This window comes from Actinomycetospora sp. C-140 (genome assembly GCF_054796175.1).
In genome coordinates, this window is sequence record NZ_JBTWNF010000019.1 from 116285 (window position 1) to 140184 (window position 23900).

21 protein-coding genes and 1 pseudogene are annotated in these 23900 nt (G+C 69.3%); 9 read left to right on the forward strand and 13 right to left on the reverse strand.

From position 1 onward, the window contains the following. Positions 1 to 2: 2 nt before the first annotated feature. From ACR9E3_RS26450 to ACR9E3_RS26465, 4 genes are read right to left on the reverse strand one after another with little or no spacing between them, the layout of a single operon-like run. Entirely contained in the window at positions 3 to 665 is a 663-nt protein-coding gene (locus ACR9E3_RS26450) for a nitroreductase (RefSeq protein WP_337718535.1), read from the reverse strand. An 11-nt stretch (positions 666 to 676) separates the two neighbouring features. After that, complete coding sequence (locus tag ACR9E3_RS26455) at positions 677 to 1468, reverse strand: enoyl-CoA hydratase/isomerase family protein (protein ID WP_460383732.1); 792 nt, start codon at positions 1466 to 1468, stop codon at positions 677 to 679. Beyond that, positions 1465 to 2643, reverse strand: a complete 1179-nt coding sequence (locus ACR9E3_RS26460; RefSeq protein ID WP_460383734.1) for an acyl-CoA dehydrogenase family protein — start codon at positions 2641 to 2643, stop codon at positions 1465 to 1467. The genes ACR9E3_RS26455 and ACR9E3_RS26460 overlap by 4 nt, the downstream gene beginning before the upstream one ends. After that, the gene (locus ACR9E3_RS26465) at positions 2640 to 4382 is read right to left on the reverse strand and encodes a CoA-transferase (RefSeq protein WP_460383761.1); all 1743 of its coding nucleotides are present in this window, start codon (positions 4380 to 4382) and stop codon (positions 2640 to 2642) included. The genes ACR9E3_RS26460 and ACR9E3_RS26465 overlap by 4 nt, the downstream gene beginning before the upstream one ends. Between ACR9E3_RS26465 and ACR9E3_RS26470 the strand changes: the two genes are divergently transcribed. Beyond that, positions 4381 to 4836 carry a MaoC family dehydratase gene (locus ACR9E3_RS26470; protein WP_460383735.1) on the forward strand — a complete coding sequence of 152 codons (456 nt, stop codon included), beginning with the start codon at positions 4381 to 4383 and terminating at the stop codon, positions 4834 to 4836. The genes ACR9E3_RS26465 and ACR9E3_RS26470 overlap by 2 nt on opposite strands. 61 nt (positions 4837 to 4897) lie before the next feature. Here the strand turns inward: ACR9E3_RS26470 and ACR9E3_RS26475 are convergent, their stop codons facing one another. Further along, positions 4898 to 6217 (reverse strand): MFS transporter, encoded by a 1320-nt coding sequence (locus ACR9E3_RS26475; RefSeq protein WP_460383736.1) that lies wholly within the window; start codon positions 6215 to 6217, stop codon positions 4898 to 4900. Positions 6218 to 6395: 178 nt separating this feature from the next. On the opposite strand from ACR9E3_RS26475, the gene ACR9E3_RS26480 reads away from it, so the two are divergent. After that, complete coding sequence (locus tag ACR9E3_RS26480; protein WP_460383737.1) at positions 6396 to 7253, forward strand: acyl-CoA thioesterase domain-containing protein; 858 nt, start codon at positions 6396 to 6398, stop codon at positions 7251 to 7253. 256 nt (positions 7254 to 7509) lie between these two features. Then, positions 7510 to 7641 (forward strand): annotated as a pseudogene (locus ACR9E3_RS26485) (IS3 family transposase); the annotation flags it as partial. Positions 7642 to 7758: 117 nt separating this feature from the next. Here ACR9E3_RS26485 and ACR9E3_RS26490 read toward each other — a convergent pair. The 3 genes from ACR9E3_RS26490 to ACR9E3_RS26500 form a co-directional block, all read right to left on the reverse strand. Beyond that, the gene (locus ACR9E3_RS26490; protein WP_460383738.1) at positions 7759 to 8307 is read right to left on the reverse strand and encodes a hypothetical protein; all 549 of its coding nucleotides are present in this window, start codon (positions 8305 to 8307) and stop codon (positions 7759 to 7761) included. 110 nt (positions 8308 to 8417) lie between these two features. Next, a complete protein-coding gene (locus ACR9E3_RS26495; protein ID WP_460383739.1) occupies positions 8418 to 9881 on the reverse strand; it encodes a serine/threonine-protein kinase in 1464 nt (487 codons plus the stop codon). Positions 9882 to 9994: 113 nt separating this feature from the next. After that, complete coding sequence (locus ACR9E3_RS26500; RefSeq protein WP_460383762.1) at positions 9995 to 11509, reverse strand: DUF4041 domain-containing protein; 1515 nt, start codon at positions 11507 to 11509, stop codon at positions 9995 to 9997. 277 nt (positions 11510 to 11786) lie between these two features. Here ACR9E3_RS26500 and ACR9E3_RS26505 point away from each other — a divergent pair, with 277 nt between their 5' ends. Continuing rightward, a complete protein-coding gene (locus ACR9E3_RS26505; RefSeq protein ID WP_460383740.1) occupies positions 11787 to 13367 on the forward strand; it encodes a serine/threonine-protein kinase in 1581 nt (526 codons plus the stop codon). Positions 13368 to 13596: 229 nt separating this feature from the next. Beyond that, positions 13597 to 14106, forward strand: a complete 510-nt coding sequence (locus ACR9E3_RS26510; protein WP_460383742.1) for a DUF4760 domain-containing protein — start codon at positions 13597 to 13599, stop codon at positions 14104 to 14106. A gap of 611 nt (positions 14107 to 14717) precedes the next feature. On the opposite strand, the gene ACR9E3_RS26515 is transcribed toward ACR9E3_RS26510, so the two are convergent. Continuing rightward, the gene (locus ACR9E3_RS26515) at positions 14718 to 15317 is read right to left on the reverse strand and encodes a low temperature requirement protein A (RefSeq protein WP_460383744.1); all 600 of its coding nucleotides are present in this window, start codon (positions 15315 to 15317) and stop codon (positions 14718 to 14720) included. A 153-nt stretch (positions 15318 to 15470) separates the two neighbouring features. Here ACR9E3_RS26515 and ACR9E3_RS26520 point away from each other — a divergent pair, with 153 nt between their 5' ends. Both ACR9E3_RS26520 and ACR9E3_RS26525 read left to right on the forward strand, forming a co-directional pair. Further along, positions 15471 to 15941, forward strand: coding sequence for a TetR/AcrR family transcriptional regulator (locus ACR9E3_RS26520; RefSeq protein ID WP_460383746.1), 471 nt, complete (start codon positions 15471 to 15473; stop codon positions 15939 to 15941). Between the two features lie 612 nt (positions 15942 to 16553). Continuing rightward, positions 16554 to 16907 (forward strand): STAS domain-containing protein, encoded by a 354-nt coding sequence (locus tag ACR9E3_RS26525; protein WP_460383748.1) that lies wholly within the window; start codon positions 16554 to 16556, stop codon positions 16905 to 16907. Positions 16908 to 17138: 231 nt separating this feature from the next. Here ACR9E3_RS26525 and ACR9E3_RS26530 read toward each other — a convergent pair whose 3' ends face one another. Continuing rightward, positions 17139 to 18122 carry a helix-turn-helix transcriptional regulator gene (locus tag ACR9E3_RS26530; protein WP_460383749.1) on the reverse strand — a complete coding sequence of 328 codons (984 nt, stop codon included), beginning with the start codon at positions 18120 to 18122 and terminating at the stop codon, positions 17139 to 17141. 415 nt (positions 18123 to 18537) lie between these two features. Then, positions 18538 to 19800 carry an amidohydrolase gene (locus tag ACR9E3_RS26535; RefSeq protein ID WP_460383750.1) on the reverse strand — a complete coding sequence of 421 codons (1263 nt, stop codon included), beginning with the start codon at positions 19798 to 19800 and terminating at the stop codon, positions 18538 to 18540. Between the two features lie 606 nt (positions 19801 to 20406). Here ACR9E3_RS26535 and ACR9E3_RS26540 point away from each other — a divergent pair. Both ACR9E3_RS26540 and ACR9E3_RS26545 read left to right on the forward strand, forming a co-directional pair. Continuing rightward, complete coding sequence (locus ACR9E3_RS26540; protein ID WP_460383752.1) at positions 20407 to 20742, forward strand: STAS domain-containing protein; 336 nt, start codon at positions 20407 to 20409, stop codon at positions 20740 to 20742. A 395-nt stretch (positions 20743 to 21137) separates the two neighbouring features. Next, entirely contained in the window at positions 21138 to 21404 is a 267-nt protein-coding gene (locus tag ACR9E3_RS26545; protein WP_460383753.1) for a response regulator transcription factor, read from the forward strand. A 905-nt stretch (positions 21405 to 22309) separates the two neighbouring features. Here the strand turns inward: ACR9E3_RS26545 and ACR9E3_RS26550 are convergent. Together ACR9E3_RS26550 and ACR9E3_RS26555 are read right to left on the reverse strand one after the other, a co-directional pair. Further along, the gene (locus tag ACR9E3_RS26550) at positions 22310 to 22663 is read right to left on the reverse strand and encodes a DUF3040 domain-containing protein (RefSeq protein WP_460383755.1); all 354 of its coding nucleotides are present in this window, start codon (positions 22661 to 22663) and stop codon (positions 22310 to 22312) included. Positions 22664 to 22841: 178 nt separating this feature from the next. Beyond that, positions 22842 to 23648, reverse strand: coding sequence for a methyltransferase domain-containing protein (locus tag ACR9E3_RS26555; RefSeq protein WP_460383756.1), 807 nt, complete (start codon positions 23646 to 23648; stop codon positions 22842 to 22844). Between the last annotated feature and the right edge of the window lie 252 nt (positions 23649 to 23900).

Here is a 23900-nt window from a genome sequence, read left to right on the forward strand (position 1 = left end):
CGTCAGCGGTCGACGACCGTCACGGCGTCGGCGACGTCGGCGCGCTCGGTGCGGAAGCCGTTGACCGGGTCGGCCTCGTCGGCCCAGCCGAGCGAGACCGCGCACACCACGAGCCGGTCCTCCGGCAGGTCGAAGAACTCCCGCACATGGCCGGAATGGACCGCGATCGCGGCCTGCGGGATCGTCGCGACCCCGCGCTCCCGGGCCGCCGTGAGCAGGTTGGCGACGTAGCCACCGCAGTCGATCGCACCGTAGGTGCCCTGCAGGCGGTCGGTCGTGATCACGGCGACGTGCGGCGCGCCGAAGAACGAGAAGTTGCGCATGCTCTGCGCGTCGCGGGCCGCCTTGTCCTCGCGGCCGATGCCGAGGGCGGCGTAGAGCGCGAACCCGGCGCCGCGGCGCCGATCCCGATAGACACCCCGGTACTCGGCCGGCATCTCGAGATCCGGGCTCGGCGGGTTCTCGCGGACGTGGGCGGTCAGGCTCTCGGCGAAGCGCTTCGTGGCCGGACCGCGGGTCAGCAGCACCTGCCACGGCTGGGTGTTGCACCACGAGGCGGTCCGTTGCGCGACGCGGAAGATGTCGGTCAGCAGGTCATCGGGCAGCTCCTCGTCGCGGAACGCGCGGCAGCTCCACCGCGATCCCAAGAGGTCCTCGAACTCCATGCGTCATCTCCTCAGAACTGCGGCGCACGCCGCTCGCGGTGCGAGGCCAGTCCTTCGTGGACCTCGGGACCGCCGAAACCGTAGAACTCCAGCGCCAGGGACTGGTCGAAGATCGCGCCCGCTACCTGCCGGTACCAGTTGTTCAGCGACTGCTTGGTCCAGCGGATCGCGCTCGGCGCGCCGTGCGCCAGCTCCACGGCCACCTCGCGGGCCGTCGCCTGGAGCTCGGCGTCCTCGACGCACAGCGACACCAGCCCGATGCGCTCGGCCTCCTCGCCCGAGAGCGGACGACAGGTCATGAGGTAGTACTTCGCCTTGGCCATCCCGCACAGCAGCGGCCAGCAGATCGCGGCGTGGTCGCCGGCGGCGACACCGAGCCGGGTGTGCCCGTCGATGATCTTCGCGGTGCGGCTCACCACCGAGACGTCGGCGAGCATCCCGGCGACGAGGCCGGCCCCGACCGCGGGCCCGTGGATGGCCGACACGACCGGCTTCGAGCAGTCGATGACGTTGTAGACCAGGTCGCGGGCCTCGCGCATGGTGCGCGTGCGGGCGTCGAAGTCGGTCGCGAGCTTCTCGACCAGGTCGAACGAGCCCCCGGCCGAGAAGCCCTTGCCCTCGCCGCGCAGCAGCACGACCCGCACGGCGTCGTCGGCGTCGAACGCCCGCCAGACCTCCGCGAGCTCCGCGTGGGCCGCCTCGCTCACGGCGTTGAGGTTCGGTGCGTCGAGCACCAGCTCGACGATCCCGTCGTTGTCGGGGCCGTCGATGCGCAGGTTCGGGAACCGCTGGTAGGGGGTCATGCGCCGGCCTGCTTGACCAGTTCCCGGCCGATGATCAGCTTCTGGATCTCGCTGGTGCCCTCGTACAACCGCAGCAGCCGCACGTCGCGGTAGAGCCGCTCCACGGGCATCTCGCGCATGTAGCCCGCGCCGCCGTGGACCTGGACCGCGAGGTCGGCGACCTTCCCGGCCGCCTCGGTGCAGAACAGCTTGGCCGCCGACGGGCCGACTCTGCGGTCGGACCCGTCGAGGTAGCGGGCGGCGGCCTCGCGGGCGCAGGCCTTGCCCGCCATCACCAGCGACGCCTGCTCGGCGAGCATCGCCTGCACCAGCTGGCGCTCACCGGTCGGCACCCCGCCCTGGCGGTTCACCACCGAGTAGGCCACCGACTCGTCGAGCGCGCGCTGCGCGAGCCCCATCGCCAACGCCGAGATGTGCACCCGCCCGCGGGCGAGCACCGACATCGCCGCCCGGAAGCCGGTGTCGATCTCGCCGCTGACCAGGGCGTCCGCCCCGATCCGGACCCCGTCGAAGGTGACCTCGGAGGACGTGGCGCCCTCCTGGCCCATTTTGCGGTCCTTCGGCCCGACGATCACACCGGGTGCCGTCGTCGGCACCAGGAACACCGCGATCCGCCCGTCGGACTCTCCGGTCCCCCGCACCTTCGCGAAGGTCACCAGCAGGTCCGAGAGTGGCGCGTTGGTGATGTAGCGCTTCTGCCCGTCGATCACCCAGCCCCCGTCGGCACCGTCGGTCCAGGTCGCGGTGGCCCGCATGCCCGACGGATCCGAGCCGGCCTCGGGCTCGGTCAGCGCGAACGAGGCGATGCACCGGCCCTCGGCCATCGGCTCGAGCCACTGCTTGCGCTGCTCGTCGGTGCCGTAGCCGACCAGCACCTGCCCGGCGATGCCGTTGTTGGTCCCGAACAGCGAGCGGAACGACAGCGCGGTGTAGCCGAGCTCGAACGCCAGCTCGACGTCCTGGGTGATCACCAGCCCGAGCCCCCCGTACTCCTGCGGGAGGGCGTACCCGAACAGTCCCATTTCGGCGGCCTGGCGGCGCAGGTCGTCGGGAATCGCGTCGGTCTCGGCGATCTCGGCCTCCCGCGGCACGACCGCCTCACGCACGAACTCCCGCACCTGATCGCGGATGTACGCGAAGTCCTCGTCGGCAACCGGTTGAGCGACCTGGTTCATCGTGGTCTCCCGTCATGGGTGGTGGCACGGCGCCCGAGGAACAGTCCCTGCGGGTCGAACGTGCGCAGTGCCTGGACGTCGTCCGTGGTCATCTCGCGCAGATCTCGGACGTGGTCGGCGGTCTTCAGCGCCCAGCCGCACCGCGACCGGGCGTGCTCGATCCGTTCCTGCCGGGGCTCGGGGCCGGGCGCGACGGCGGTCAGGATCAGCTCACCACCGACGTTCTCGAGGACGCCGAGGTCGGTGACCACCGCGCGGACCCGGTCGCCCGGGCTGGTGATGTAGGCAGTCTCGGCGACGAAGCGGCGCGGGCTCATCGTGCCGACCACCAGGGTCTCGTCGGCGCCGGTGACGATGTCGTTGGCGCCGCCGGAACCGACGAGGTGCGTGCCGTCGTCGGTACGGGTGGTGTTGATGTTCCCGTGCCGGTCGACCAGCGCGGCGCCCACGCACGCGACCGTGCACGTCGTCGGGCTCGTCACGAAGGACCCGAGGACCTGCTCGGTGTCGAGCAGCATCGAGCTGGTCGGGAAGTTGGCGAAGCTGAACGGGTAGGGATCGCCGGGGGCGGGGTCGTAGCCCCAGAGACCCAGTTCCGCGATCAGGGCGACCCGGGAGCCTGCAGCGCGACACCGGCCGACGCCGTCCCACGCGGCCAGGTTCGCGAGCCCGGCGCCGGCGAGTACCGAGTCGGCTCCGGTCGCGGCGATCCGCTCGACGAGCAGATCCGCGAGCCACACCGCGGCGCGCTCGGTGGGCGACGGCGGCTCGTCCGACGGCGTCGTCGACGGCGTGCGGGGGGTCGTGGCCCGCGCGACGAGCGCGTCCAGGCGATTCCTCCCGAGTTTCGCGAGGTAGGCGTCGTGGTCAGGCGGCTCGAGGACCCACTCGCGGATCCATTCGTCGAAGTCGTCACGGCGGCTCGCGTCCCGGACGTCGATCCAGAACGGGATGTCCTCGGCGTAGCCCCGCACCGGGAGCGCCATCCCCTCCGGTCCGGGGAAGACGCCACCCGGATGCGCGCCGAAGGGTGCCTCGACGACGGCGAGTACCCGGTGCGCCGGGATGCGCACCAGCCCCGACCACGGACGCAGGTCGTCGACCACCCGCTCCACGGTCGCGAGAACCCCCCGCCGGGCCGCGAGCGCTCCGACGAACCCCTCGAACACCGGTGGCGCGACAGCCAGGTTGCCCTCCCGGTCGGCGACGGCGGCGTGGAGCACGGCGACGTCCGGGGCCAGAGGCGCCACGAGCCCGACCTGGCCGAACGCCGTGTCGACCTCCGAGTAGGCGTCGTTGGCGGCCATCGACGAGCCGCGCACGGAGTTCGTCACGACCGCCGGCACGCCGGTCGCCGCAGCCCGCAGCCGCTGGATGAAGGTCAGGAACGACCAGTGCTCGACCTCGAGCTCCCGGAATCCCTGCTGGTAGACCGGGTTGGGGGTGAAGACGGGGAACGAATCCCCGGAGTAGACCGAGAGGACCTTGCGCAGGCACCCCGACCGCACGAGCACCGTGCCCAGCGACGACAGGCTCGCCATGATCAGCGTGAAGCCCGACGGCCGGCCCCAGTGCTGGCGAGCGACCTCGCGGACAAGAGCGCTCCACCGGCTGTGACCCATCACGACGTGGATCGCGTCGCCTGGGCGGACGTGACGCGAGACGGCGTCAGCGAGCCCACAGAACTCCGTCTCAGTCGCGCTCGCCGTGACGCCCATGTCAGATAATATATTTTGCATGCTGGCTCGGCGCAACGTGACGGATGTCCGAGCGGCCCTCGGCCGCGAGATCGGCCCTGGGGACTGGATGACCGTCGACCAGGACCGGGTCGACGGGTTTGCCGACGACACCGGTGACCACCAGTGGATCCACGTCGACCCCGAGCGGGCCGCCGCGGGGCCGTTCGGCACGACGGTGGCCCATGGGTTCCTCACCCTGTCGCTCGTGCCGGTCCTCGCGAACGGCATCCGGCAGTTCGAGGGCGCGACGGCCGTGAACTACGGACTGGAGAAGGTCCGCTTCCCCTCGCCGGTGCCGGTCGGCTCGCGCCTCCGGGCCAGGCTGGTGATCGCAACGGCCGACGACCTACCGGACGGCGGGCTCCAGCTCCTGACCCGGGTGACGGTCGAGCTCCAGAACGTGGTCAAGCCGGCCTGCGTGGCCGAACTGCTGACCCGCATCTCCTTCGAGTGAGTCCGCAGCCGTCGACGAGCGCGCCCGATCAGGACGCGCTGTCGACGGCGATCCGGCGCTCTTAGGTGGCGTCGGGGTCCGGAAACCGGATGAACGCAAGAGCCACGAGGCAGATGACGGCGGTGATCGCCACGTAGATGGCCACGGACACCGTCGTGCCCGTTGCGGCGAGAAGGGCCACCATCGTGAACGGCGCGAGCCCGCCGCCGAGGATGTTGGCGAGCTGGTTGCCGAGGGAGGCCCCCGAGTAGCGCATGCTCGGCGGGAACATCTCGGCGAACATCGACGTCGCCGTGCCGTACATGGCACCGATGGAGACCTGCGCGATCGACAGCCCGAGCAGGATCAGGCCGAAGCTGCGTGTCTCCACCAGCGGGAAGGTCACGAAGGCCCAGACCCCGGCCAGGGCCGCCCCGCCGGCGTAGACGGGCTTGCGCCCGACGAGGTCGGAGAGCCAGGCGAAGCCCACCGTCGCGGCCGCAAACGCGAGCATCGAGAGCATGATCGCGGTCAACATCGTGCCCCGGGGGATCTCCAGCTCTCGCACGCCGTAGTCGAGGCTGCCGGTCACGATCACGTAGAAGAACACCGACGCCACGAGATAGGTCGCGATCGCCAGCAGCATCTGGCGCGGCCGTCGCAGCACCTCGATCACCGACGAGCGGGGTCGCGCCCCGTCCGAGGCGATGGCGTTCTCGGCCTGCTTGAAGGCCGGAGTGTCCTCGATGAAACGGTGCAGGTAGTAGGCGACCGGGAACATCAGGAACGTCAGCAGGAACGGGATCCGCCACCCCCAGGAGGCGAACTGGTCCGCCGAGGTGGAGGTGCTGATCAGCAGGAAGACCAGCGTCCCGCTGATCATGCCGATCGACACTCCGAGCTGGGGCAGGGCGGCGTGGAGGCCCCGACGTCGCGCCGGTGCGTGCTCCAGAGCGATGAGCGTGACGCCCGCCCACTGGCCGCCCATCGAGATGCCCTGGAAGACCCGCAGCACCGCCAGCAGCACGGGCGCGAGCAGGCCGACGCTCGCGTAGGTCGGCAGGAGGCCGATCAACAGCGTCGCGACGGCCATCAGCATGAGGGCGCCGACGAGGGCGGGCTTCCGGCCGTAACGGTCTCCGATGTGACCGAAGACGACCGCGCCGACGGGACGCCCCGCGAACCCGACCGCGAACGTGGCGAACGCGGCGAGGACGCCCGCCACCGGGCTCACGGCCGGGAAGAACAGCTTCCCGAAGACCAGCGACGCCGCCGTTCCGTAGATCAGGAAGTCGTAGAACTCGATCGACTGCGAGGCGATCGCCGCCGGCAGGACCTTGCGGGACCGGGTCGTCGTCCGTGTGGGCTCCACCTCTGTCCGGGCGTCGTCGTGAAGCGTCATCGCCTGCCTCTCCTCCGGCACCCGGAGGCACCCGTCACCGCCCGCGGCATCCGCCACGGGGACATGCCGGACGATCCGGTCATGTTAAATATATGATGCTAAGCCGTCGGTCGAGATCACAAGACCGAACTCACGGCTCCCCGTCGGGGCCGGGGGCGTCGCGTGGGAGGTTCACCTCATGGCACGAGCCGGCACGCCTCCCGACCACACCCCGCCCACGGCGTTCTTCCGGGTCGAGGGCGGCCTGCTCGTACCGCTGCCACGAGCGACCAGCGGCTGGGGTGGACCGGACGGCGCCGGACAGCTCCGTGGCACCGCGGTCAGCGGGCTCCTCGCGCGGGCCGCCGAACGCGCCGCCCACGGGCTCGAGGGCGCCGCCCGCTTCCGCCCCGTGCGGTGGACGCTGGACCTCTTCCGCCCCGGCGCGATGGTGCCGAGCGACGTCGAGACCACGATCGTGCGGGGCGGGCGCAGGCTCCGCCTGGTCGACGCGTTCCTGGTCCAGGACGGCACGACCGTCGCCCGCGCCACCCTGTTGCTGCTCGCCGGGGGCGGACCGTCGTCGGGCACGGCGTGGACCGGCCCGCTCCCCGAGACCCCGCAGCCCCCGCCGGCGGGCCTCGGGCCCGATCCCGCCGAGCCGATCCTCTACCGCAGCGACGACGGCTGGTCGCACGACCCCGGCGCCCACACCAACGCCGCGCGCAAGGCGGTCTGGTTCCCGGTCGCGCCCCTGATCGAGGGCGAGGACCCGACCCCTTTCGAGCACGTCGCGGTCCTGGCCGACGCGGCGAACCTGACCAGCAGCTGGGGCACCCGCGGCGTCGAGTTCATCAACGCCGACGCCACCCTCACCCTCACCCGCCTGCCGGCCCCTGGCGACGGCGTGGGCATGATCGCCACCTCACGCGTCGAGTCCGACGGCCTGGCCACCGGCACCACGACCGTCTTCGACCGCCACGGCCCCCTCGGCAGCGCGGTCGTCTCCACGCTCGCCAACGGCGGCCACGCCGTGGACCCAGCGCGAACCCGGTGAGGCGCACGAGAGCACACAGGCCCGGTTTCGGTACCGCTACGTCACACTGCGGCCGATCTCACGGGGCCACTGTTGATGATCGACTCGTAGGAACGTCTACTGACCAGCACAAACGAGTACCGGGTATCACCCCTGTCGCCGTGGCTCCTGTCCACTGGGTTCGGGGTTCGAGTCCCTGACGGCGCACCCATCGTTGCAGGTGTCGGGCCTGCGGTGCTTGCTCCAGATCGTCCATGGCACGCTTACTGCGCGTCGGGTGCAGACCGAGCTGCTCAACCGCCGCCGCTGGAAGACCCGCATCGAGCTGGCCAACGCCCTCTTTGAGTACCTCGAGATCTTCCACAACCGACGACGCCGACACAGCGCACTGGGCATGCTCAACGCCCATCGATTACGAGAAGCTCCACTCCACCGCGACCGCGTGAACCCAACAACCCGACTCCGCCACACTCGGGGAACATCATGGTCTCCGGACACGTCGGGGCGGTTCAATGAGCTGACAGTATCACTGCGTTGACTGCCCGTTCCTCGTAAATACTTCGTACAATCTAGTACACGTCCACATATACATGAGCAGAAACGTTATAGCCGCGCATCCAAGCAGAAGACTAACCGCGAAGATTGATCCGGACCCAGGCAACCCACTCAAGTCCCCAATCGCTGCGCCAAACCTGTCGCCGACATAGCTGACGGCGCCAACAATCTGTCTGATCTGCACCAATCCAACGCCTACAATAATCTTAGTAAGCCAATCCGAGACTTGTTCAAGGTTGGTGTTTGGCTTGTAGCTTCCGTCGGACGTTGTGCGGTAGCCGCCGGCCTCGCCGCGGGACTTCGGGACGCCGAAGAGAAAGCCTACGACCGCACCTATGGCGCACGCCGCGAAGGCGCCGACGATGGCGAGGCCGATCCTGGCCCAAACAAATTGCGTAAATATAGCGGTCGCGACGAAGGCGATCGCACCCCAACCTGCTCCCGCGACAAAGAGCCAAGTGGCGAAATCCGGCTTCTCAGGCTCCCCTGACTGCTTAGCGGCTTCGTCGTCTCCCGACATTGAGTCTCTCCTTAATTGCAAGCAGAACCTTTAGACCGGACTGTCCCCAAGTTACTGGGCGCTGGAACGACTTAGGGCAGCGTTGAGGCACCTCCCCGCCAGTCGACCGGCTAGGTGCCAGAGCAATTGACAGTGGCGGACCCATACGGTCCGCCCTGAGATGCGGCGGTCTGGGTGCTGATGACGCGGCCGGTCTGGTCGAGGATCGTGCAGGTCAGGTCCCCGGGATCGCCGCCGGGCGTGAACGCGGCGAGGGTCGCGAAGTGGTACGAGGCGCCTTGGTTCGTGTCGAGGTCCCTGCTCCAGGGCAGCGGCGCCTCGGTAGCGCTTCCCATGGAACCGTCCGCGCCCCAGTTGATCGTCGCGGCGCGGGCGGTGCCCGACAAGCGGAAGATGTAGCGCACCGGTGCTGATGCGCCCGCGGCCGGCGAAGACGAGCCGGCGGGCGCCGCTGTGGTTTGCGTTGTTGTTGGTACACCGTTCGGGGGCGCTGCAGCGTTCGGGGTTGTCGCGATGTCCTGCGGGGCGCGCAACAGGAGTGCCGCGCTGGCTCCCACAGCGATCAGCAGGACGGCTGCTGCGGCCGTGAGCACAAGACGAAGGGGCCGGTGTCGGGGCGACCCCGCTGGCATCGGCTCGGGAGCGATCGAGAACTCCATCGCTCCGGGCGCCGACGGTCGTGTTTTCTGCTGTGGCTGGGGCTGCGTGAAGCTCACGAATCCATCGCCGCTTGCGGGAGCCGGTGCACGGTGATCCCGGCCGACTTGGAGGCACGCGGCGATCAGCTGCTCGACGGTGTGGTAGCGGTTGCCGGGGTTCTTGGCCATTCCCTTGGCGATGATCTCGTCGAAGCCGGACGGCACGCCTGGGTTGAGGCGTGTCGGGCTGTATGGGGTCTCGCGCAGGTGAGCCTGGATGAGGCGGGGCGCGCTGGCGAGGTTGCCGAAGGGGCGTTGGCCGGTGAGGAGCTCGTAGAGCACGCAGGTCAGCGAGTAGATGTCGGCGCGGTGATCGGATGCGGAGTCGGCGAGCCGCTCCGGGGCCATGTAGCCGAAGGTGCCGACCGTCGTGCCGGTCTCGGTGAGCGGGGTGTCCCCGCCGGCACGGGCGATCCCGAAGTCGACCAGGTAGGCGAAGTCGGTGTCGGTGAGCAGGATGTTCGAGGGCTTGATGTCGCGGTGGGCAATCCCGTGCTGGTGGGCGTCGGTGAGGGCGTCGCCGACCTGCCGAAGGACGTTCACGGCCCGGTCGGGCTCGAACGGGCCCTGGGCAAGTCGCGAGGCGAGGTCGGAGCCGTTGATGAGGCGCATGTCGATGAACAGGCGGCCGGCGACCTCGCCGAAGTCGTGGATGGGGATGACGTGGGGGCTCGACAAGCCCGCCGCGGTCAGCGACTCACGCCGGAAGCGTTCACGGTAATTGCTGTCGTTCGACAGCCAGGTCGGCAGCAACTTCAGGGCCACGGTGCGCTGCCGCCGGGTGTCGAACGCCCGATAGACCTCGCCCATCCCGCCTCGGCCGATCAGGCCCTCGAGGCGGTATGGGCCGACCGTCTCCCCCGCATCCACCGACACCGCCCGCTCCCCCCACGTCGTCGTCAAGATGCCATCGCGCCGCGGCACCCCGCGTTACTGCTATCGATGCGAGGAAGCGCGTTGCGGAACGTGCACTGAGCTGCCCGAGGTGACTAGGCCACCGCGGGGTCGGAGGCCGCGGGCGCTCCGTGCCTGGTGGCGGTGCTGGCGCGCCATTCGGGGGCTTCGGCGGTCTCGGTGAACTCGAGCAGGTGGTGTCCGGTGTAGACCTGCTCGAGCAGCGTGCGCACCTCTGTCGGGCTGACGCGGAAGAACTCGCGGCGCATGTTGACCTGGTTGACCCGCTTGTCGGCGAGCTCGCGGTGCAGGACGGTCTCGAGCCCGACGGCGTCTTCGCTGAAGACCAGGGCGTGGATGTCGAACTTGAACGGCACCGACGCGTCGCCGAGCTCACGAACACGCTCGTGGGGATCGAGGCGGCGGGTCAGCCCGATCTTGACCATGTCGGAGCCGAAGGCGCCGATGTTTGAGATGACGTAGACCCAGCCGGTGCGAACGTTCGCCTCGCGGGCCTCCACACCGGCGATGGCTTCGTCGATCTGGTCGAGCTTGTCCTGGGCCTCGGCGAACTTGGCGTCCTCGCCGGCGGCCTGCCACTTGGACTGGACCCGCTCCCAGTGCGCCCGTTCCTTGGCCAGCCGGGCCTTTTCGCGCTCGAACTCCTTGCGGGCGGCTTCCTCGTCGCGCTGGCGCTCCCGCTCGGCGCGCTGGCGTTCCTTCTCCTCGTCCTGCTTGGCCAGGTAGTCCGCGGTCAGCTCGAGCTCCTGCACCCGCACGGAGTGGTAGCCGGCGTCGATGCGGATGTGCATGGTGGCGCCGAGCTTGGCGATCTGGTCGCGGGCCTTGGTCAGCCGCTCGATCGACGACGTGAGGCGGTGGGGCTTCATCGTGCGCACGCAGTTGTCGGCCTCGGCGTTGTAGGCGCGCAGCATGAGCTTGGAGAAGTCGCGGACCATCTTCTTGCCCTCGGTGCTCGACCCGTTCACCGTCCAGCTCGTGGCCGAGAGGATCGCCGCGTCGCGGCGCACGAGGGTCTTGATGGCCTCTTTGAGGTGCTCGAGCTGGCTCTTGTAGGCGACCGCATCGTCCAGGCGGTGGCGGAACTCGTACACTCCGGCCTGCTGGAGCATCGCCACGTCCTCCGTGGCCACCACCTGCCGCTCGACCTGTGCGAGCTCCGAATACTTCTGCCGGGCCTCCCGCTCGGCCTGCCCCACGAGATCGGCGGCTCTAGCCCGGGCCGCAGCGACGATCCCGTCGGCCTCGTGGGCCGCCTCGGCCAGCCGCGCCTGCGCCGCAGTCTGTGCCTCGGCGACGTGCTGGTGGGCTGCGTGCTGGGCGCGCTCGACCTCGCCACGGGCACTCTGCACGCGCGCCTCCTCCTGCTGGCGCGCCTGACTCGCCTTCGCGAGCTCACCGCGGAGCTGATGCAGGTGGTTACCGGCGGCTCGAACCTCCTGCTCGATAGCGGCCGCGTCCTTGTTCTGCAGCGCCCCAATCTGACCGTGCAGCCGGTGGATCTCGCGGCCGGCCTCGAAGCGCTGCCGCGCCAGCTCAGCCTCCGCAGCCTGCGCCCGCGCCTCCAGCTGCGCGTACTCCGCCTCCACCTGCTCCAAACGACGCCTGGCACCGAACAGCCCGGGCCTGCTTCGCTCTGACTGCGGCGAGCCCGGTTGGTCAGATGCGTTCGTAGCCCGACTCGTCACGTACGCCCCCCACCCTGCGGCCGCCCCCGACCGCTCCCCCGCGACATCGAGATCCTCTCGCGGTCCGTTAGCCGAGCCGACTAGTCCAGCGCACCCCTGCAAGGTTCCTGGCGACCGGAGTAACGCTGTGTGCTCCTCCGCGATGCATCTTCGGCGAACAGACCAGCGGGGGACGAACATGACATCTGACACGGCAACGACCATGGTGGGCCCGTACCGCCTCGACGGGCTGATCGGGCGCGGCGGCATGGGCGAGGTGTTCAAGGCGTTCGACACCCGCCGCCAGCGCACCATCGCGCTCAAGCTCCTGCCCGAGTCGCTCAGCCACGACCAGGAGTACCGCGAGCGATTTCGCCGAGAGTCATTGGCCGCGGCGTCGCTGGTCAGCCCTCACATCGTGCCGATCCACGACTTCGGCGAAGTCGAGGGACGCCTGTTCATCGACATGCGCCTCATCGAAGGCGCCGACCTGACCACACGCCTCGATGGCCATCCGGTGAGCGTCGAGCGCGCGGTCAACATCGTCTTGCAGGTTTGCGACGCCCTCTCCGATGCACATAGCCGCGGTGTCATGCATCGCGACGTCAAGCCTTCGAACATCCTGCTCACGGACAGCGATTTCGCCTACCTCGTCGACTTCGGCATCGCGACCACCAGCACCGCCGACACTGGCCTCACCGCCACCGGCACCACTGTCGGCACCTTCGGCTACATGGCGCCCGAGCGCTTCGACGGCACCGCCGCCGACCCACGCGCTGACATCTACTCCCTCGGCTGCGTCCTGCACGAGCTCCTCACCGGCCGCCGGCCCTTTGCCGACCACAACAGCACGCCCTCACTGATCCGAGCGCACCTCATGCTCGAGCCCACCTCACCAAGCGCAGCTGGCGTCGCGGTCCCGCCAGAGCTCGATCGCATCGCTCTGAGGGCCATGGCCAAGGACCCGGCACAACGGTTCAGCACCATCCACGAACTCGCGCAAGCGCTGCGCGCTGTCCCGGCTGCCGGCAAGCCGAGCAGCCCTGCCACCGCACTCACCAGCTTCGCTCATCCCCTGTCAGAACCGCGCCAGGCACTGATCGAAACGCAAGTCGCATCCGGGCCGCCGCACCCTCCCGCCGAAGCGGCGACGCGTCTTCAGAGCGAGAGGCGTCGCCGGAGGACCGTCGTCGCTCTCGCAGCATCGCTTGCCATCGTGCTCCTCATAGCCGGCGCCTTCACCGCCGCGCTGATCGCCAGGAGCAGCGACTCGCCCAACGTCGCCGCCCCAGTCGCACCACCCGCGTCCCAAGGTGCCGTCGCCACGGCAGCGCCATGGAGCCCGCCGGCAACGGCTCAACCGGCCACAGCAGCCTTCGGCGAGACCGTCGAGATCGCGCAGGGCGTCACCGCGACCGCGAGCACGCCCGCGCCCTATCGCCCACGCTCCACCGCGGCGGGAGACGAGGGAGCCGCCAGGGTCGTGCGTGTAGTCGTCACGTTGACCAACAACACCGACCACTACATCAACTTCGGCGACGACTTCTACGCCGGGATCACGATCGACGGCGCCAACACGATGTCGGTCCAGGACGTGTCAATGTCGGGTGGCGACTCGGTCGGCGGGATCCCGCACGATGCGACGGCGCCCGGCCAGACCGTCACCTTCGGCATGGCGTGGGCGCTCACCACGCGAACCACGCCCATCGAGTTGGAGATCGGCCCATCAAGCCTCGGCAGCATCCAAGGCAATGCGGTGACGTGGGCCGGCGACGCCTGACCGGTTCTCGCCCAACAAGTCGCCTCGGCAGCCTTGCTCGCCCGGGCATTTCTCCCCCGTTGCAGACCCTGCTCGTTGGTAGATGGCGTGGCACCTCCAAACGAATTGCCCACACACGCACCGTCTCGACTGGGTTCAGTTCGTACAACGACCGAAGCGCAAGGGCGCTGCGCCGAACCTAAACAGCCTTCAACGCGGCCTGCCCCAACAACTCGCGGGAGACCTTCGAATGACGGCCGAGATCTCAGCAATCGTTGCTGTAGTCGCAGCGCTCATTTCGAGCGCACAGGTGTGGGTTAGCCGCAACTCTTCTCGCGGCGAGATACTCCGTGACGCCATGAAGGAGCACTGGTCAGCAGCAAATGTCGCCGACCGCGACATCGTGTATGCGCTCGGCGACAAGCCCTACACGGATTGGTCTCGCGCAGAACGCGAAGCAGCACTTCGCGTTGGGATTAGAATCTCCCAGTTGGGGTTTCTCCTGCGAAACTCGTACGCTGACCGTAACTCATTCCTGGACTTCTGGGCGCCGTGGTGCATTCGCCTATTCAAAATTTTGGCTCCACTTACCGCGGAGCAGCGAGCAACGAAGAAGGCACCCGACCAATGGATCTATTTCGAGTGGCTGGCGCGGAAGGCGGTCTTGCACACGACCAAGAAGCCGTGGTGGGAACGCTCAGCTTGGTTGAAGCTGAAGCGGCGCACCAAGGACCTGCCAGATCCGAATGATGGAATGTAGCAATAGCTGATCCAGCACAGCCCCTTTAGAGTCTTCCTTAGCCTCGCACCACGCCGCAAGGACAGCCGGACGAAGACAGAGCAGCGCACACCTCCGATGTTCGAATCTGTCACGTCCGACCAGCATTAGTCGGCCGACTTCGTAGCCATTGGTCGGAAGCCGAGCTTCCCGAGCTCGGGGCCTACGCCTTCACGCGGGCATCCTCATCGGCGAAGCGGAGTCACCGAGGGCAGCTCCCCACGGCCCGCTTAGGGGACCGCTTACGTCACGGCACGGCCAGCCTCGGAGGGTCACCGCTGATGATCGATACTCGAGCAAACGTCCACTGACCAGCAGGAACGTGCATCAGACGTCACCACGGCAAGCGTGACTCTCGTCCACTGGGTTCGGGGTTCGAGTCCCTGACGGCGCACTCTTTCTGCTGGTCACAGCTCCGCGGAGCGATCTCCGATCTGATCGCAGATCGCTTCGGGGCACGCTTACTCCTCTCGACCGCTCTCCTGACGATCGTCTGGCGTCAGTCGTAGCGATCTTCAACAAGATCAAACCGATTTGGGCGAACCCCGGCCGGCCGCCAACGCCACCAGGTGCCTGGACGAGCCAGTCCCGACTCAGGCAGACGTCGAGGGAGTGCTCGAGCTCAGCTCGGTGACAGCTGCGAGCGCGAGGACGACACCGAGCACCACGAGTCCGATGACCAGCGCCGGCAGGCCGTGCCCGACGAGCAGACCGAGGACGCCGACGAGGACCAGCACTCCGGCGGCGAGGTAGCGCGCACGGGCCACCGCGCCGCTCCGCGATCGGAGGAACAGCACGTTGCCGGCGAGGTAGAGCAGCGGACCGCCGATCGAGGTGAGGACGAGTCCCGGCTCGGTCTCAGGATGCGTGAGGTGCAGCTCGATCGACACCGCGAACAGGATCGCCCCCGCCACCATCAGGCCGTGGGCGTACGGGAACGCGCCGCGCAGGGCGGCCGTGCTGCGGTCGCCGTGACTGGCCGTGGTGTCGTCACCGGCGAGCGCGAAGTAGGACCACCACAGCCCGAACAGCCCGACGAAGCCGAGTACGGCGATCAGTACCGCGTACGCGTCGATCGACGGAAGCTCGGTGATGGTCAGCCCCATGATCAGGATCGACTCTCCGAGCGCGATGATGAAAACGAGACGGTTCCGCTCGGCGAGGTGCTCGGCGTCGGCGGGCCAGGTGTCCATCGGGGTGGAGCCCAGGCCCGGGACCGGAACTCGACGCGGGGTCCGAGGATGTCGATCGCCACCGCGACGGCCCACACCACGAGACGCGCACCGGCCGGCAGGAACGCGCCGGCGAGGAACAGCACCGACGCGATCGCGCTGTAGACGAGCAGGTTGCGGTACTTCGCCGACAAGGACGACCTCGTACGGGCCGTGATCGCCCACCAGACAGACGGGGTGCTCGACGCCCAACGGCCACTACTGGACCACCTCGACAGCTTCGAAGCCTTCGTGCAGTGGCGGGACGCGCTCGTCGCGCTCCAGGAGCAGCGACAGTGCACGGGGGGATGCCCGATCGGCTCCCTCGCCACGGAGCTCGCCGAGAACGACCCGGCCGCGCGCGCGGACCTCGCGGCCGGCTTCGAGCGTTGGGAAGCCCCGATCCGCGATGGGCTCGCCCGGATGCGCGACCGCGGCGACCTCCGCCCCGACACCGACACCGACACCGACGCGCTCGCGCTCGCGCTGCTCGCCGCCCTGCAGGGAGGGCTACTGCTGACCCAGACCCGCCGCGACACCCTGCCCTTGCGGACCGCGCTCGACACCGTCCTCGCCCAGATCCGAACCCACGCCACCAGCGCCTGATGACCTCGGCGGCGGGGGCCGCCGCAGACGCGTGGGCGGTGGGCGGGCGGCTGCCGCGACGCGCGAAAGCGACATCGCAAACGGCGGTGGGTGGATGCCGATCGATGTCGATGAGGAGCCATCGAACCGAGCTCGGCGGTGGTGGTGCCAGCGCAGAGGAGCCGACCGGCCAACGACGAGCGGCCCGGGAGGTCGCCCGTCTTCCCGGAACGGGCCAGGGGCAGTAGCCTCTGCAAGCGCTTTGGTCAGCTCCCGCAACCCGGCATCAGTTCGTCGCCGCTCGTCGCGGCAGCGCTCATCGGGACAACCACGGACCGAGCGGCAGCACGCGTCGGCTGACCGCCTCCCTGGGCGGCGCCTCCACCTGTCATCGGCGGGGGCGCCGTCGTCCCCGACAACCGGACGCGGTAGATGGCAGCTGCCCGTCCTCGTGGTGTGCTCAAGCTCTGGCGGTCGGGCTGATCCTCCGCGTCCTCGGCTGGGCGGTGTACCGACGAGCCCAGGTCGGTCTTCGCATCAGCGTCATTTTGTTACCAGCCCGTGATACCGGGTACTCATTCTCCTTCGTCGAACGCGGCAGCCCCACGGGCGCACCGCAGGGACGGAGGAGTCATGACATCGCTGGAGTTCCGTCGTCGCGGTGACGGAACCGAGGTTGTCGTCCTGACGCTGGCCGGCGAGCTCGACCTCTGCACCGACGCGTCGATGCGGGTGTCTCTGCGGGCCGCCTGCGAACACGCCCTGTCGAACGAGACGTCGATGATCATCGACTGCACTCGCGTGACGTTCCTGGCGCTGTCTGGAGTGCGCGCGTTGCTCGACGCTCACCAGCGATTCCCTCACGACAGCCGTCTTTGCCTGGTCGGCCCGCGCGGAGGACAGCTCGCCCGGATGGTCGAGCTCCTCGATCTCGTGGACGTCTTCGCGATCTATCCCACCGTGGGTGAGGCGGTTCGGGTTGCGTGACGACCCGTCCGCGGGACGCTGACCCGCCCCGGAATCCGCAAGGTCAGCAACGGGCGCGATCCGGCGGTGGCGACCCCACCGACGCTGGCTGCTCAACGGCCGGCGAAGCCGCCCCGTCCGCCGGCAATCGGGCCCGCGGTGGAATTGTGTTGCCCGGTCGGCCCGGTCCGGGAAACCGCACCGCCCGTCGAGGTCCCTGTCGTGTCGCCGGGGGGCGCCGGACGGCGCGGATCACAGGTGCAAGGTGGACCCCGGCGAGCGTCCGTAGCGGTCCCGGTAGGTCGCCGAGAAGCGTCCGGGGTGGGCAAAGCCCCACTTGGCGGCGATCGCGGCGACGCGGTCACCGCGCGTGGGGTCGGCGGCGACCAGTTCGGCGTGCGCGCCGTCGAGGCGGACCCGTCGCAGGTACTCCAGCGGGGTCGTGTCCCGGTATCGCCGGAACGCGATCTGCAGCGAGCGCGCGCCGGTCTGGGCGGCCGCCGAGATGTCGGGCAGCCCGATGTCCTGGTGCGCGTGGCTGTCGATGAACGCGATCGCTCGGCGCACGGTGGCCGGCTCGGCGCGCCCCGCGGTCGGTGTCCCCGGATCGGTGAGCACCTCGAGAGCGGTGTTCGGGAATGTCGCGAGCGCCGCCCCCGCAAGGTTGCGCACCGTGTTGCCCAGGACGAGTGGCTCGCCCATCACCGTGTCCGGATCGAGCACGGCCTCGTGGACGTGGGCGCTGAGCTGGCACCAGTACAGGGCCAACGGGGTCGAGATCGGTCGCGCGGAGCTGAGCACGACGGTCTGGGGTTCGAGCTCGGCGAGCTCACCCCCGATCCGGGTGACCTCGGCGAGATCGAGGGGGACGGCCTGCAGGGTGACGTCCTGCCAACTCACCCCGAACGGGGTCCAGGTCGGCACCAGCTTGACCAGATCGTGACCGCGACCTTCGCCGTGATCGATGTGGACGGGGCCGCCGGCCACGATCTGCAGGACCACCACTGCCTGCGCGGGGTCCGCCCATCCGGTCACCGGTCCGCTGTGGCGCAGCCGCCCCACAGCCAGCGGACCGATCGAGCTGTGATCGCTCCAGAACGCGAACCCGGTGGCCGGGATCGAGCTCGGGTGCAGGTTCACCCAGGTCTGTCGCAGATACTCGGCAGCAGCATCGGGGTCGGTGCTCGACCACCGCGACCTCGTCACCTCGGGCTGCTGTCCTGAGACGACCGCCAACGACCGCGCTCCTTCCAGCCTGCGAGTATCTCGACCGGACCGGTCGTTCCGACGCCGCCCCATCGCTGTCGCTGGCGCCCGGGCTCGACAAGATCTCCAATCGCCCGCGTCGCGAACCGTACTCGTCTCCTCGGAAAGCGGACACTCTCCGAGCGGCGGAGGGCGCCGGGCCCGCGCCACCACCTCCGAACAGCGCCCGGCGCGTCCCGCGCCGCGGCGTGGTCAAGAACAATGCCTGGCGGCACACTCGTCGCCCGCCGCGCTCAACCAGCGCACCCTCGGGATGCAGCTGGACCGCGGACGCCACCAAGATCGCTGACCAAGCGATACGTCGAGACCGAGGCCGCCGCAATCACGAGGGCCGCCGAGGCTTGAACCCGGGGCGAACCAAGGTCTCCGGACGCGCCGGGGCGGTTCATGGGGCCAGCCAGGCGAGGGCTGCGGTGACCATTGTCTGTGTGCCGGTGTCGAGGGTGGGCTGGATGACGGGAGCGAAGTCAGGTGAGTGGTTGGCCGGGATGTCCTGGGCGATGCGGCCGGCCTTCTCGGCGTCGGAGAATCGTTGGGGGTCGACGCCGCCGAACACCCAGTAGGTGTACGGCACGTCCAGCCCGTTCGGGATGTCGCTGAAGTCCTCGCTGGCGGTGGCCCGCGGCGCCGGCTGTGCCCGGTCGCCGAAGGCGTCTCGGAACGCGGCGGCCACGCGGGCGGTGACGGCCGCGTCGTTCGTGGTGAGCGGGAAGCGGTCGTAGAGCTCGAACTCCGGTTCCCGGGGAGAGTTCGACGCGGCGCACTCCGCGGCTACGACCCGATGGATCGCCGCCAGCAGGTTCTCCCGCACCTGGGCGTCGTAGGTCCTGATGTTGAGCTCGAGCACCGCACGGTCGGGGATGATGTTGCTCTTGGTCCCGGCCTCGATGCTGCCGACGGTGACGACCGCGGGTTCGCCGGGCTCGATCTCGCGAGCCACCAGCGTCTGGAGGCGCATCACGATCGCCGCAGCGAGCACCACCGGGTCGACGGTCACGTGCGGCATGGAGCCGTGGCCGCCACGGCCGTACACGGTGATGCGCATGCTGTCCGCGGCGGCGAACGACGGCCCCGGCCGGGTAGCGACCAGCCCGGCGGGCATGGGGACGACGTGCTGGGCCAGGGCGACGTCCACCGCGGGGAGCCGTTCTCGCAATCCGTCGCTCACCATGCCCTCGGCGCCGTCCCCGGTCTCCTCGGCCGGCTGGAACACCACGGCGAGCGTCCCCGTCCAGTGATCGCGACCGGCGGCGAGCAGGTCAGCGGCGCCGAGCAGGCAGGTGGTGTGCATGTCGTGACCGCAGGCGTGGGCCACCGGCGTCGAGGCGCCGGACGCGTCGTCGACGGTCTCCGTGCTCGCGTAGGACAACCCCGTGGTCTCGCGCACCGGCAGTGCGTCCATGTCGGCGCGCAGCAACACGCACGCCCCCTCTCCGTGGCGGAGCACGCCGACCACACCGGTGCCGCCCACGCCCGTCGTGACGTCGAAGCCGCTTGTCTCCAGCTGCTTCGCCACGGCCGCTGCTGTCCGCTGCTCGGCGTGGGAGAGCTCGGGATGCTGGTGCAGGTCGCGGTAAAGACTCTCCTGCCACCCGCGCACGCCGTCCTGGGCGGCGAGCACGGCCGAGAGCGCCGGTCGTCCGGTCACGAGGTTTGCTCCGTCCCCTGGGTCTGCGATGCCGTGGTCGATCGAGATCGAACCGAACCGCTGCCACGCGAACAAGGACCGGTCGAGGAGTTGCAGCCGGCAGCGAGGCGCGGGAGCTCGAAGCCCGGCGCGGCGCGGACCACGGAGAGGTCATGCTCTCGGAGCCCGGCAGGACATGTCTGACCGCCTCCACCGCGACGGCGATGATGCGCCGGCCCCACGGATGTCCCGTTGTCGGCGATCAGCCGCCGGTATTGCCCGGCATCGGGTCGCGCTCCGGCGCGGTCGTCCCGATGGTTTTGGGCCGACGGCTTCCCGGCCCCGTGGTCCGGGTCGATCCGGCCGGCACGGCACGGCACGGCACGGCACGGCACGGCACGGCACGGCATCCGGCGGTGGGGGTCGAGCCCTTCGACAGCCGCGGACGGCACGCCATTCGCTTCAACGGAGCTGAGACGTGTTGATCGATCAACGAGAATCGCGTCAGCCTCGTGGGGTTGTGGGGCGAGTCATTCTGCGGCGGTCGGCGAATCGGACTAGCATCTGCTAGCCCCTTGTCCGTCGAGCAGTTCCGGTGAAACCTTCAACAAATTTGAGGCGTTTGTCATGGATGCTGCCGGGCAGCAGAAGATCGTACTGAGCGGCGTGTTCTCCGAGTTCGAGGCCGCCGATCTCGCGACGCGCTGCGCGCACCTCGAACGAGAACGAGCTCGCCACGTGATCGTGGACGTGACCGCGGTGACGAGCTGCGACCGGGCCGGGCTGCAGTGTTGGGCAGAGCTCCACCAACGGGCAGGCACACTGTCGGTAAAGATCGAAGGGGCGTCGTGGACGCAGTTCTTCGAGCTGTTGCGCGAGACCGACGTGCGGAGGCTGCCACCGGTGTACGACGACATCCGCGAGCTCGTACCGCGCAGACGGCCGCATCAACGACCTGCCTGACCGCGGTCGCGACGATCACGAGGCACGATCCCGCGGTCCGAACGCGGCGTTCGACCCCGTGATCACGGCGGCCTTGGTCCTCCAGGCGCGCGTGCCCGCCCACACCGCTCGCCGCCCGCCACGGTGGGCTCAACCGAAATCGCCGAGATCGCTCTGCCCTACTCCGGCGGAGCAACCATTCCAGATCGGAACTCGGCCACCATCGGCCTCCCGTGGCTCCGCCAGGACAGCCGGCCATCGCACACGACCACCAGCGGCACGGTGCGGCCCACGGCGGCACGAAGGCTCGGGCCCGGTCCCACCGTTGCTCATCAGCATCGGCGGGAGCGACACGATCGGGGCGGGCCATGATCACGACTCTTTCCGGAGCGTCGAGATCCGGCTCCAATGGTCCCGTGTGTGACGGCGACAACATCATGAATACCGGATGGTCGGGGCTGGTGCCCACTGATGTTGGCCTGATCGAGGTTCGCCTCTCCCCTCGCGAGGTCCAGATCCTCGAACGGGTCGCCGATGGAGCGACCAATCCCGCCATCGCCTCCGCGCTCGTGCTCTCCCCCGCCACCGTCAAGGCGCACTTGTACCGCATCGGCAAGAAGTTCCACACCGGCGACCGAGCCCACATGGTGCTGCTGGCCTTGCGGGCCGGCATGATCAGCTGACGCGCGAGGGCTGGCCTCGACCCCAGACGCGTCCCTGGCTCCGCGCTGGCGGTGCCGCCGAACTGGCTCTCACCCCGTCCCGATCTCGGAGACCCAAGAGACGCCGTTTCCTGGAGACCGCCGATGGACCGCGCTGGTCCGTCGCGCGAAGGCCGATCGTGACGCCCAGGGCAACGTCCTCTCGCTCTGGCGGGTGATGCCCGTCATGGCGCCCAGTGCCGGAGTTACCCGGGGCTCCTGGGATGGGTCGACGTGTGGCGGGCATCCTTCGGGGGTGTCGGGGCGAAGTCGGGAGACGAGCACGCGACGCGTCGACGGTCCGCTGCGATGCGGTTACGGGTGCCACGGCGCGGGCCAGCGAGGGTGGCTGCCGTGCCGCGATGCCTGTGGCCGGACTCCCGGTGGCGCCCCAGCAGGCCATCGCTACTTCTACTGCGAGACCTGCGGTCGGTTCACCTACCGACCGCCGCACGAAGGGTCGAGGCTCCCGGCCGTTTCCCCTCGATGAGGGGGCACGGTCGTCGCTCCGCGGCGCTCGGTTTTCTGAACTTCGCTGACCGGGAACTGCGTTGTCCACTCCTGGCGAGCAGCCGCTGGTGCTCGGCTCCGTCGGCCGTTGAGCAGCCAGCGACGGCGGGGCCGCAAAGGCGCCGGCAACGGCTATCGTGAACCATACGGCGAGCCTTGACCCGGCCGCTGGCGGGAGGGGCCCTCACCCCGTTGCGGGTGAGGGTCCCTCCTGCGCCGGATGGGCGCGCGCTCCGGGACGATGCTCACGATGATCGCAGTCGACGGCGAGCACCGCATCGACGACGGCTCGATCCCGCTGCTCCCTGACGCGGCTCGATGTCCGGCCTGGTCGGAGAGGTACCGGGTCACCGACGACGTCGAATCGGTCTCGCCGGTCACGCCGGGGGTCGATTCTCGGTGTCTTCCGGGGGTTCCCCATGGCGGGTGACCCACAGGCCGGCCACGACCGGAACCACCATCACCATGACCACGACCAGGGCCGCGCGCCATTCGGCCGGCAGAACGAGCAGGGCGACGAGCAGGAGGACGCCGGCCTGCACAGATCGGTTCAGCGCCCGCGAGGACAAGGACGTGGCTGGACGCACCCTGTCGTGGGCCATCCGTGCGCTCAGTCGCGGATCGTCAACACTCAGCGAGGCTTCGATGCCCGCGAGCACACGCTGCTCCCGTTCCGAAAGGGGTCGCCCGTCGCGGGGGTCAGGATCGGGCGTGGGCGGGGTCATCGGCATGCCCACTCCACATTCGGTGCGCCACTGTTTTCCAGCGTGTCTGCCCGTTGTCCGGGGGAATCATCGTGCCACCGGGATCGTCAAGGAGGGGTCAACTCGGTTCCCGGAAAGACCTGCGTGCGCCGTCGTCGAGTCCGAGAGCCGGGGGGTGGGACGAAACCTCATGTGAGGGCGACGGCTAGCTAGGCCGGCGCGCGAAGACCTGGTGCATCCGGGCCTGGAAGAACACCGTGTCGGGTCGTTGTGCGCCGGCGGCCACGTCTGCGCGGATGGTGCGCAGCTGGTCGGGTGTGGCAGTACCGGCCGATGAGATCGCTTCGTGCATGTTGTCCACCAGCTCTGCGAGGAACATCTTCTGCGCCACGCTGGTCATGCGGTTCTCGACGCTCTGTTCGTGAACGTCGACGAGCCCCGCGCTCGACAGATGCGCCGCGAGGCGGGGCCCGATCGTCGGATCGCCCCCGTGGAAGCGAACCGTCGCGCTGTACACGTCGGCCAGGTCGTTCAACGCGGGGACGGGCGGCTCGGCGCGCAGGGTCGGTGTGTACAGGTCCTCGACCGCGACGACCCCGCCCGGATCGACAGCCGTGGTCATCGCCCGGATCATCGCCATGGGATCCACGAGGTGACTCAGGACCAGCCGGGCGAACGCCAGGTCGACTCCTGTGGCCGGAAGGCCCTCGACACCGGCGTCGGCGCGCACGAACGACACCGCGACGCCGGCGTCCGCCGCCGCCCGGCGCGCGATTTCGAGGGCGCCCTCGTCGATGTCGACACCGACGATCCGCCCGGCGGCACCGACGGCACGGGCCATGGCGATGGTCACCTCACCATCGCCACAGCCGACATCCACGCAGGACGCCCCGCTGCGTATTCCGGCTCGCTCGAGGAACGAGAGCGTCGCGGAGGCCATGACCGTCGCCTGACGAGCGAGCCGATCGGAATCTGCCGCTCCACCGGCGATCGTGTAGGTCGCGCGGGGCATGTCGGTCCTCCTGAGGGACGGCTCTGCCCCGGGGAGGGGACGTCCGTGGCGCCGAGGAGAGCGTATCGGGTCCCACATCACAGGCCGAGAACTCGCGATCCAGGCACTGGGGACGGATGCGAGTGCCGCTGGAGTCGAGCTTGTGGGCCTTCCCGACGCGGTCGTCCGAGGACGTCTCGTCAGGGAGGCATCTCCACGCTCGTGAACGCCTCCGCGCGAGCACGATGCCCGTGGGCAAGAGGACCGTCCTTG